At 60.3% G+C, this 11,545-nt stretch carries 7 protein-coding genes; all 7 read left to right on the forward strand.

Annotated elements, in window-relative coordinates:
• The first annotated feature begins 7 nt into the window (after positions 1–7).
• A complete protein-coding gene (locus JO965_RS36040; protein WP_203445644.1) occupies positions 8–2,428 on the forward strand; it encodes a cellulose biosynthesis cyclic di-GMP-binding regulatory protein BcsB in 2,421 nt (806 codons plus the stop codon).
• Entirely contained in the window at positions 2,425–3,516 is a 1,092-nt protein-coding gene (locus JO965_RS36045) for a glycosyl hydrolase family 8 (protein ID WP_203445645.1), read from the forward strand. Before JO965_RS36040 ends, JO965_RS36045 begins: the two co-directional genes overlap by 4 nt.
• Positions 3,507–5,372, forward strand: coding sequence for a hypothetical protein (locus JO965_RS36050; protein WP_203445646.1), 1,866 nt, complete (start codon positions 3,507–3,509; stop codon positions 5,370–5,372). Before JO965_RS36045 ends, JO965_RS36050 begins: the two co-directional genes overlap by 10 nt.
• Positions 5,373–5,573: 201 nt before the next feature.
• On the forward strand, positions 5,574–8,045 hold the full coding sequence (locus tag JO965_RS49220; protein WP_305846610.1) for a cellulase family glycosylhydrolase: 2,472 nt from the start codon (positions 5,574–5,576) through the stop codon (positions 8,043–8,045).
• Between the two features lie 108 nt (positions 8,046–8,153).
• The gene (locus JO965_RS36070) at positions 8,154–8,870 is read left to right on the forward strand and encodes an IS6 family transposase (RefSeq protein ID WP_203445647.1); all 717 of its coding nucleotides are present in this window, start codon (positions 8,154–8,156) and stop codon (positions 8,868–8,870) included.
• 421 nt (positions 8,871–9,291) lie between these two features.
• Positions 9,292–10,797: a hypothetical protein gene (locus tag JO965_RS36075; RefSeq protein WP_203445648.1), complete on the forward strand. Its 1,506-nt coding sequence runs from the start codon at positions 9,292–9,294 to the stop codon at positions 10,795–10,797.
• Complete coding sequence (locus JO965_RS36080; protein WP_203445649.1) at positions 10,794–11,534, forward strand: hypothetical protein; 741 nt, start codon at positions 10,794–10,796, stop codon at positions 11,532–11,534. The genes JO965_RS36075 and JO965_RS36080 overlap by 4 nt, the downstream gene beginning before the upstream one ends.
• The last annotated feature ends 11 nt before the right edge of the window (positions 11,535–11,545 follow it).

An 11,545-nucleotide genomic window follows, 5' to 3' on the forward strand; every position in this document is an offset into this window, starting at 1 on the left:
GTGTCCAATGCGCCTTTTATCGGCGGTCGCTATCTTCATATTGGCTACTGCAACCAGTGCTGGAGCCTCGGACGCTCCGCGCAACCAAGGGGGGGCTAGCCTTACCTCCTTGACGCCCGCTGCACCTGAATGGAGCCGACCTCTTCCCATTGCTGGTGAGGACGCCCGCCTGATCGGGGAGGCGGCAAGCCGCGAGTTTCCCATCTTCCTGACGGCCGGCGAGGCTACTCGCATGAGCAAGTTCCAGCTGGCTTACCGCAACGCAATCTCGGTGATGCCGGAAACCTTCCGGCTTACCATCAAGATCAATGACATCGTCGTCGGCGAGACCTCGGTTCAGAACGCGAACCAGACAGAGATCCTGAATCTCAACGTTCCGATCGGAATCTTGCAGGCCGGATTCAACTCGGTTCGGGTCAGCGTCCGCCAAACCCACCGCGTGGACTGCTCCGTCAACTCGACCTACGAGCTGTGGACGCAATTGATGCCGGAGCAAAGCGCCTTGTCCTTTGCAGGAGCATCTGGAGAAATCCGCAGTCTGCAGGATCTTGCTGCCGTGAATCCGGGACGGGATGGAGCTGTTCCAATCCGCATCAAAGTTCCCGACAGCCGCGCACCTTCCGAGCTGAACCAAGCCTCTCGCGCCGTTCAGTCGGCGGTGATGTTCGGTCACTTCACCACTCCCAGAGTGGAGCTGGCTTCGGAGTTGAAGAGCGAACCAGGGCTCGACGTCATCGTCGGCGCAGCTCCTGAGATCGCTCGCTCCATGGGGTTGAAAGTTCCCGGCGTCGGGCCGCGTCATCAGATCCAGCACAATAGCCGAAGCGGCAATGTGATGCTGATCGTGACGGGCGACACTGCTGCAGAAGTTGATACCGCCCTGGATGACCTGTCACAGCAGGCTCAAGCATCCGCACCGCAGGGCTCGCCGGCTGGACTTCGCGCACTCAAGAAGGCGAGCGGCTGGCAGGTTGAGGGCGGGGAAACCATCACACTTACGGATCTTGGACTCGAGTCTGAACCTTTCCGCGGGCGTCTCCACCGCCAGACGGTTCGGATCCAGATGCCGGCTGACCTCTTGGCTGCCGATTATGATCGGGTAACGGTTGCTGTCGATGCGGTCTATGCCGCCGGTCTTTTGCCGACGAACAAGATGATCATTCGCGTGAATGGCACAGCGATTGCGGATGCCCCAATGGCGAACTCGGCCGGCGATATCCTCAACAAACGATCCTTTCATCTGCCGATCAGCACCTTCAAGCCAGGGCTGAACACGATCGACTTCGAGACTGAGACCCGCACCAGTGGCGATGAGAAGTGCTCTCTGGAGGCTCTTGTCGACCAGCGTGAGCGCTTCCTGCTCTCTGGCACGAGCCAGATCGCGGTTCCCACACTGGGACGCGTCGGCGCTCTGCCCAACATCTCGTCCATCATTCCTGGCGGCCTCGCCCGCTTGTCCGATGCAAACGATCTGATGGTTTTCGTGCCGAAAGCCCGGCCTGAGGCTGTAGAGACGGCATTGACAGCCCTGGCTAAGATGGCGAGTGTCTCGCGTCGCGAAGCCAGGGCTCGGTTCGCCTTCGATCTGGTTCCCGCAGGAACGCCCCATGTGCTCGCCCTCGGCACCTACGAGGACATGCCGGAGGCGACCTTAAGGGCGGCCGGACTCGACCCAGACAAGCTGAGACGCATCTGGCGACAGCCTGCCTCGCGGGCGCCGGAAGCGGCCAGTGCTATGCCGCGAGTGCAGGTAGCCTCCGCCGGGGAAGCCATCGAACTGTCCTCGAATGTTCCGAATGGGAGAGTGCCTGTCGACAGCACAGGCAGTCTGACGCTCGCCTCTTCTCCGGCAGCACCGTCGCAAGCCTCGAAAATGTTGAAGGCCTTCGACAGTGAGGGGTCAGACTGGCTGCGAGGGCATGTCCAGTCGACATTCGGATCCATCTCGAAGCTGGTGGCCGGCACCGTGAGCCGTGTAAACTTCCTTGAGCCCGCGCAACGGGAGGATCTGCCGCTCGACGAGACGAGCACGCTCGTCGTCGCACAGGGTGCCAGGACGGAGGGCCTCGGGGAAGGCTGGCATGCCAAGCTGCTCCCGAATGTCAGCTCGACAACTGTCTTCGTTGCGCCAAGCCCTGAGCATCTGTCGCATGCGGTGACCGAGATCCTCTCCGGATCGCTCTGGCAGCAATTCGTCGGCGATGCGGCCGTTTATTCCGCCAAGGATGGTTCCGTGAGCACCCGGGTCTCGCAGCAGATCCTGCTCGTTCCGACGGAAACGCTGAGCCTTCAGAATGTCCGCTTGATCACCGCGGGATGGTTGTCCCGTAACATCCCGATCTATCTCGGGGTGCTGCTAGGTCTGTTCATTGTGATGACTGCCTTCATGCAGTGGACGCTGCGCTCTTCCGGAGTGCGTGAGTCATGATGGTGCGACAGGCCGGCATCGGTCTTGCGATGCTTATCTCAGCTGCCATCATCCCTTTGGGAGCAGCAGCGAGTCCGGGATCTGAGAAAGCCCAGACTGCAGGAGCGGGTCTTGCCGCCAGCTGGCTCGAGACGGCGTGGGGTGTCTACAAGAAGCGTTTCGTCAGGGCAGGGCGGGTGATCGATGACGTGAACCGCATCAGCCACAGCGAGGGACAGGGCTATGGCATGCTGATGGCCGTCAAGGCCGGAGACCGTGCCGGCTTTGATGAGATCTGGCAATGGACGAAGCGGGAGCTCTACATCGATGCCAGCGGTCTTGCTGCCTGGAAATGGGATGAGCGCTCGGTGCCGAAAGTGGCTGACAAGAACAATGCCTCCGATGGGGACATTCTCATCGCCTGGGCCTTGGCGGAAGCTTCGGAACGATGGAGCACACTGGAACACCGGGAGGCGGCCCGCGACATTGTGCGCGCCATCGGGCAGGCCAATATCGCTCTGACGCCTGCAGGGCCCGCTTTGCTTCCGGGGCGGGTCGGCTTTTCGCCGGAAGACCATCCCGATGGTCAGGTGCTCAATCTGTCCTATTGGGTCTTTCCGGCCTTCGAGCGGTTCAAGGAGCTCGATCCGGCGACGGATTGGGCCGCGGTCCAGGCGACCGGGTTGAAGCTGCTGCGGGAAAGCCGGTTCGGGCCCCTTCGCCTCCCGGCCGACTGGATTGCCATCGGCTCCGGTCCGCCGGCTCCTGCCAAAGCCTTCCCGGCGAAATTCAGTTACAACGCGATCCGCGTTCCTCTCTATCTCGTATGGGCCAAGGCGACCCAGCCCGATCTGTTGCGTCCCTTCGTCGGGCTCTGGAACGACGAACTGAACCTTGGCCCCTTCGAGGTCGAACTGTCGTCCGGCAGTGCCCTTCAAACCTTCGGCGGCACAGGTTTCAAGGCCGTAGTGGCGTCCGCAAAGTGCGCGCTGCACCGGGAGAAGCTGCATCCTTCCCTGCGGAAGGTCGAGTCCGACAGCTATTACGCGATGACCCTCCACATTCTGTCACTGATCGCCCTTCAGGAAAGGTACCCGGAATGTCTATGAAACGTATGGCCCTTCTCCTGAGCTGCATCGGCTCCTCTGTTTTGATCGCTTCAGGGACTCTTTCGGCCGACAAGCCAAGCCAGCAGGGTGGTTTGCTTCTGAGCCAACTCGATGACACTGCGGCCGATGCGCCTTTCGATCTCAAGGCTCCCTTGCCGGGCAATACAGGCGCAAAGGCACTGTCGAGCGGTGGACCGCTGTTGCCGGGCATGGAGGCGACAACAGCCCCCCCGATCTCACAGCCGGCGGCGAGACCCGCGCGCGCGTCATCCTCGAATGTCGATGAAAGTGCCCTGCGCTTTTACGCGTCCCAGAACGATTCAGCTCGCGTATCCATGGAGATCAAGCGCATCAAGGCACTGAACCCATCATGGGAGCCGCCCAGCGACCTCTTCAACGAAGCCGGAGATCCAGCTGTGGAGCAGAAGCTGTGGGATCTCTTCGGCGAAGGCCGCTATGACGAGATCCGGATTGCGGTCGAGAATATCCGCAAGGCGGATCCGAGCTGGCGTCCTTCGGGAAAACTTGTTCGGGAATTCGACCGGGCGCAGGTTCGCGCTCAGTTGATCGCAGCCTCGGATGCCAAGGATGCGCATGGGGTTCTCGCCATCGCGGAATCCCACCCCGGCATGCTGATCTGCACGGATGTGGATTCCATGTGGCGCGTCGCGCAGGCTCTGATCCAGACAGGCCAGGAGGAGCGGGCGCAGGAGCTCTACAAGTACATTCTTATCCGCTGCCCTGATCCTGCGGAACGCCTCGCGACGGTACAAAAGGCCATGGAATTGCTGCCGGTGCCGGCTGTCAAAGCACTCATGGCCGCTGCGCGGTACCGCACGGATAACGGGAAAGCCTTCGAAAGCGTGCAACTCGATCTCCTGAGACGCCAGATCGGAGCGGTGGCATCCGACGCCACCGCAACGCCCGTGCCGCCAGCGGACCTCAAGAGCTTCGAGGGCCTGGTCAAGCAGAAGAAGCGATCGAACGATGCGGACCTGCTGGGCTGGCACTATTACTCCCTGAAGTCGTGGTCGGGAGCCGCAGACTGGTTCAAGTTAGCTATGGAATGGGATAAGCTGCCCAAAGCGGCGGAAGGGTATGCCCTTGCGTTGCGCCAGCAGGGCCGTCTTGAGGACGCGGAGGCCGTGGCCTATGAATGGCGGAATGCCTCGCCGCTGATCGCCAAGCTCTTTGTCGAGATCGTCGCGACGGCGCTGACGCAGCCGAACCCGGCTCCCTTCGATGACGCACGTCTGGTGCGGACCGAAGATGTGGTCTCCTCCACGAAGTCCGTCAACGGAGGCCAAGCACTCGGCTGGTATCACTACAACAAGAACAACTTTCCCAAGGCACGACAGTGGTTTGAAACATCGGTTGCTTGGGAGGCGACGGAAGCCAACGTGCTCGGGCTCGCCTTGGCCGCACACCGGATCAAAGACCAAGCGCTGTTCCGCAAGACAGTCTCAAAATACGGCCCACAATATGCTGCCGTTGCAGCGCTGCAAACCTATGACCGACCGCAAGGCGGAACAGGCGAAGGCGGTCGAGTTATCCGGCGTAGCGGCGGCGGAGGTGGCGGGTCGCCCCAGGCGAGCCAGCTGGCCAGTGCAGCCGTCGAGCAGTTCAAGAACGGACAGTATCGCGAAGCCCTTGCGACCTTGGACAAGAGAGGCGGCGTTGCCCGGGAGGACCAGGGCTTGGGCGTGCTGCGCGGCTGGGCGCTGTACCATCTGAATCAATATGACAAGGCGCGCGAGAAGTTTGCCGAACTGGACAAGAAGCAATCCACCCGCGACACCCAGTATGGCCTGTATTATTCGGGAGCCAAGCTGGACCCCCTTCATAGGGGCGACTGATGAATGTCAGTCCGTTATCCCGCTCTCTTGGTAGTGGACCTGGCTAGTCCGGCGGCCATGGATTCTTTCGGGGAGCTCCCATGAACTTTGACCAGTCCTCATGGTGCGTTGCCTTGGCTGCAAATGGCTCCGCCATCGCCGCAAAAGTTTTAGGTCTGCCAGTGCGGAGCACACTCATCCTGCAGATGGCTGGAGCGTACATTGACAACAGGATATCTCAGTACACACGGCAATCAGATTGTGGATGCGTCGGGCAATGGGGTGAAGATTGCCGGCGTGAACTGGTTTGGCCTGGAGTCAAACCGCTATGCCCCGGACGGTCTGCATGCGCGCAACTACAAGGACATGATGCAGCAGATGGCGGATCTGGGCTTCAACACCATCCGTCTGCCCTTCTCCGACCAGCTGTTTGAAGCCGGCAGCACGCCCACCGGCATCGACTTCGGCAAGAACCCGGATCTGGCCGGCCTCACCGGGCTTCAGATCATGGACAGGATCGTCGCCTATGCCGGCCAGATCGGCCTGAAGATCATCCTCGATCACCACCGCTCCAGCGCAGGGGCCGGCGCCAACGCCAACGGCCTCTGGTACGAGGGCGCTTACACCGAGCAGAAGTGGATCGCCAACTGGACCATGCTGGCCCGGCACTATGCCGGCAATCCGACCGTGATCGGCGCCGATCTGCACAATGAACCGCATGGGCCGGCGACCTGGGGCGGCAATGCCGCAACCGACTGGGCCGCGGCGGCCGAGCGGGCCGGCAATGCCGTGCTGGCGGCCAATCCGAACTGGCTCATCTTCGTCGAAGGCATCGAGGCGTACAACAACCAGTCCTACTGGTGGGGCGGAAACCTCATGGGCGTGAAGGACCGGCCGATTGAGCTCGATGTCCCCGGACGGCTGGTCTACTCGGCCCACGATTATCCCAACTCGATCTATGCCCAGCCCTGGTTCAACGATCCGGCGTTTCCCGCCAACCTTCCGTCCAAGTTCGACCAGATGTGGGGCTACATCTACAAGCAGAACATCGCCCCGGTGTATCTCGGCGAGTTCGGCAGCAAGCTGACGGATCCGAAGGATCTGGCCTGGCTCGACACGATCACGGCTTATCTCTCGGGTGACTTCGATGCCAATGGCACGAGCGACATCGCCGCGGGCCAACAGGGCGTCCACTGGACCTGGTGGTCGTGGAACCCGAACTCCGGCGACACCGGCGGCATCCTGCAGGATGACTGGACATCCGTCCATCAGAACAAAGTCTCCGAGCTGCAGCCCATGATGTGGTCGAGCGACTTCCCTCTCGTTCTGCTCGGCTCGGGCAATGCCGACCAACTCTATGGTGGAGAGCGAAATAGCATACTCAGCGGCCTACGAGGTGATGACATTCTGCAGGGAGGCAAGAGCGACGACACTTTGCAGGGAGGGCCCGGCAGCGATTTCCTTGATGGTGGCGGTGGCTCTGACACAGCAGCTTTCACCGGGAGGAGGGCCGACTACACGTTCCTGGTTCGCCCCGACGGTAAGATCCAGGTTTCGGACTATCGCCCGCTTGGCGATGGCACTGACATCGTTGTCGATATCGAGCAGCTTCAGTTTGCCGATGGCGCAATTCTCCTATCGCCAAACTCGATCATCCTCGCCAATCCTGTTCCTGATCAGGTCATGAATGAGGATCAGGCTTGGCTCTACCAGGTTCCGGCCAATACGTTCGTAGCCGGCGCCAGCATTTCCTATGCCGCGACCCTTAGTAATGGATCTCCTCTCCCGGGTTGGATCACCTTCGATGCAGAGACACAAACATTTCAAGCGGAACCGCCGCACAACTATTCGGGCTCGATCGGTTTGACTGTCATAGCATCATCGACCGGAGATACAGCATCAGTCGATTCGTTCCTCTTGACTGTCGCTCCCGTCGATGATGCTCCTGATAACCTGCTCCTTACGGGCACAAATGCCCTTGAGAACAGTGCACCGGGAACGGTGATTGGAAATCTATCTGCAACCGACGTTGACAGCACAAGGCTCCACTTTTCGTTACTCAACGATGCAGGTGGGCGGTTCTCGATCAAAGATAACCAGTTAGTTGTCGTCCACAGGATGAAGCTCGATTATGAACAGGCGACATCATACCATGTCGTGGTTCGTGCGAGTGACGATGCTGGTTTGGTTATCGACAAAGCCTTCTCTATTAGCATTCAAGACGTGGTACGGGAACGGGTCGTCGGTACTGCAGGATCCGACCTTATCAAAGGAGGCCTCGGAAACGACCGACTCTTCGGCGCAGGTGGCAACGATAGCCTCTATGGTGGGGCCGGCAACGATGTTCTCAAGGGCAACAAGGGCCGAGACACATTCGTGTTCGATACCAAGCCGGAAAGAAGCAGGAACGTCGACGAGATTCTGGACTTCAGCGTCAAAGATGACAGGTTCTGGCTCGACAATAAGGTGTTCGCCGCGCTTGGTCCGGGCACTGCTGCCAAGCCGAGGGAGTTCAAAACTGATATGTTCCTCAAGGGCAAGATCGCACACGATAAGGAAGATCGTATCATCTATGACAACAAGAAGGGTATCCTTTACTATGATCCCGACGGCACTGGTTCCAAGTCACAGGTGAAGATCGCCACCGTATCTAAAAACCTCAAGATGAGCCATCATGACTTCTTCGTTATCTGATCAGTGTACTGAGGCTGACCAGCCTTAGGTGGACCTCAGAGGGATCTGTTGCAGCTTTGAAGCGTGCTCAACCTGAGCTACGACAGGAGGGGGCGAGAGGGACTGACAGTGAAGCAGAATAATAAGAGTCTGTTCAAGGGTCGGCAGTTCACCTCGGAAATCATCCTGTGGGCGATGCGCTGGTACCTAAAGTTCCCGATCAGCTATCGCGACCTGGAACACATGCTCGCCGATCGTGGCGTGCAGGTGGATCACACGACCCTTTTCCGTTGGATTCAAGCCTATGCCTCCGAGCTCGATAAGCGCATCCGTCCGCATCTGCGCATGACAAACGGCTCATGGCGCGTGGACGAGACATATATTCGGGTGAAGGGTCAATGGGTTTATCTGTACCGTGCTGTTGATGGTAGCGGGCAAACCATCGATTTCCTGCTCTCATCCAGGCGGGATGCTGCGGCAGCCCGGCGCTTCTTCCGCAAGGCGCTGAAGCAGCCGCATACGGTCAATCCACGCACCATCACGGTCGACAAGAATGCCGCTTACCCGATCGCGACAAAGGCCATGAAACGGAACGGAGAACTGTGGAGGTACGCCAAACTCCGACAGGTGAAGTTCTTGAACAATATCGTCGAGCAGGATCACCGGCGCATCAAGCGGCTGGTCAGACCGGGGATGGGCTTCAAGAGCTTCATGTCTGCCAGCCGGCCGATTGCGGGCTATGAGACTATGGCAATGATCCACAAGGGTCAGCTTGTCGGCGCACCCGCCAATGATACGAAGGCCCAGAGTGACTTCATTGCTGCCCTGTTCAGCGTTGCTGCCTGATCTGAGATCTCGCTAAGCCTTCCATTGGCCTGCATCAGGGTTTGCAACGGAACCGCAGTTCCTGCGTCTCCTGGATGCCGCTGCCCGAGTAGGAGCGGCACGGTGGACATCTCGTCGAACGGGCCGATCTGGCCCACGATCACCAGCGTGCCGTCCACGTCGAGTAGCGGCTGATGCGCGGTTGTCCACAGCGTGAAGTTTCCACCATCGGTCGGATTACTACTCAATCGCTTGGCATCTGACCGATGATTTCTTTGCCTGTCCGTCTGATACCCACCGCGTCCTTGCAGGTTTTCTGATCGGATGGCTCTGAAATCCGATCAGAGATCGTTGCCGCTAAACGCCTTCGCCCAAGCTATCTGGACACCCTAAGGATGCGTCTATACGCTCCTCTGGCTTCGCACGCGGGCTCCCGAACCTAATGAACGCACCCGTCACCCACGACCTCTTCTCGTTTTCGGCCACCCGCCGTTCCGAGATGACGGACGTGGAGGCGGAGGAGTCGATCCGCCGGGCCCGGCACGCGATGCTCCAGAAGCCCATCAGCCACCTCGACGTGAGCCGGGACAGGTTCAACGCCGAGGAGGTCGCCCTCTTCGAGACAGTGAACCCGGTCCAAGTCGCACAGGAGTTCCTGTCGATCGTCTGCAACAGCATGCTCATCGACGACGGGATTGAGCATGGCCTTGCTGAATATCGCCTCGCCGACTTCATTGCCCGGCTCGACCCCGATGATCGGCTGTCGGAGGCCCAGCGGCGCACCGCCGCCCGGAGGGTCATCGATGCCATCCGGAACAAGCAGCAGAATTATGCGAAGTACCGCGAGTTCGTCACGGACCCTAGGACCGGTGCCCGAGAGGAGTTCGTCTTCGAGCTCGTCGTCAGCGAGCGCCGTGACGAGAGGAGGAACAGCGACACCGTCTATCGGCTGACCGAGCACGGGGCGAAGCTGATCCTCGTGATGTGGTCGTCCCCCGACCAGATCGACCTTATGAACCTCCTCATCACGAACTCGATTAACAAGGGGGAGTTCGAAAAGGCCTTGCAGCAGTTGCGGGTCCAGCAGGCAAGGGCGACCAAGATCTGGGCGCGCCTGAAGGACATCACCCGCGAGATCGGCCGCCTCCAGTATGACAAGGGCTTCGACGACGAGATCGAACTCCTGATCCAGTCGTCTCATGCGGAGATCGACGAGTACAAGACGGACGGCGACGCCTACCGGGAAGCGGTGGGACGCGCCTCCGAGAAGGACGATCTGACCGCAGACAACGCCTGGGCGCTCGGCGCCCTGCGCGACATGCTCGGCACCATGAGGGAGACCCATTCCAAGCTCCGCTCCGAGGTCAACCGCGTCAGCGAGGCGTTCGTGCGGGAACAGGAGAGGAGGATCGTCACCGCCGGCATCCGCTCGATGGCGCCGGACCTGATCAACGACTTCCTCAAGCCCATCGTCGTCCAGCCGACCGATTTCCTCATTGGTCACAACCTCTCCAACCGTCTTGCCGCGGCGATCCTGCCTGGCCAGACCCCGGCCTTCCTCGACCCCTTCGTCCTCTTCGAGCAGACGCCGCTGCGGCCGGAAGGCGAGGGCGAGGAGAGCGGACCCGAGGACCTCGGCGAGACGGCCATCCTCAGGGGAGACGACAACTACAAGCTCAGAGAGCTGAACCAGTTCTACGAGACCATCGTCCAGGCCGTCTTCTCCCGCAGCAAGGGCGTCTCCCTCTCGGAACTCTATGAGGTCGTGAAGAGAGACGATCGCCTGTCGGAGAGGACCAGGAGGGGACTCATGCACAGTGCCGCGCTTTTCAACCTGGATAAGGGCGATACGCGGGCGGTCAGGAAGGAAGGGACCGGAATGACCATCGACAACGAGTACTTGCAGGGTGAGGACGTCCGCATCGTTCCCGTGGAGAAGGCTGAATGAGCATTGTGGATTTCGGAAGGGACGTCGGGCTGCTGCTGAACCACGGGCTCAGGCGTGAGGCCAGCTTCTCGCGGGAGGCGAAGGAGGCCTATGGGCGGATCTTCTCCGACCGGGACAAGCAGAAGGCCTTCGAGGAGGTCACCCGCGGGATGGGTCTCGAGATCATCCCCGGTGCCCTCCGGAACTCGATCTCATTCGTGCCATCGGATGTGACGTCCCCGTTCGCCATGAAGCTCGAGGAGGTCCGACGCCGAATGGGCAGCGGCAAGGATGGACAGGTCCGCACCCAGATCCTCGGGTTCGTCCTCATGGCCACAGTGGCCGCCTTCTACCCGACCCGCGAGAGCATCTCCCACGGCAGCGTCAACTCGGTCCGCGAGCAGGACGTCTTCGACATGATCTCGAAGCTCGTGGAGTTCGCGAAGCAGGATGCCAGCGGGTCCGAAGCCGACCGTGTGACTACCCTTGCCTACGAGATCGACGGGATGTCGGACCGGGGAACGACCGACGGCAGGCATACGGCTTACAGGGACTACTACGTCAGGGCCTCCCTCCGCCTCCTCGTCGACGTGAAGTACGTGCAGGAGCGCAAGGACGACGGCACCGGCGAGACGACCTACGTCGCAACGACCCTGCTCCGGCAGATCGTGTCGACCCGCATCAACGGCAGCACGCTCCAAATGTCGGAGATCCTCAACCGCTACTACGATGCCGTCGAAATGAGTTCAGAGGCCTAATCGGGGACCGT

Origin of the sequence: Microvirga sp. VF16, assembly GCF_016864375.1 — a bacterium.
Lineage (GTDB): Bacteria > Pseudomonadota > Alphaproteobacteria > Rhizobiales > Beijerinckiaceae > Microvirga.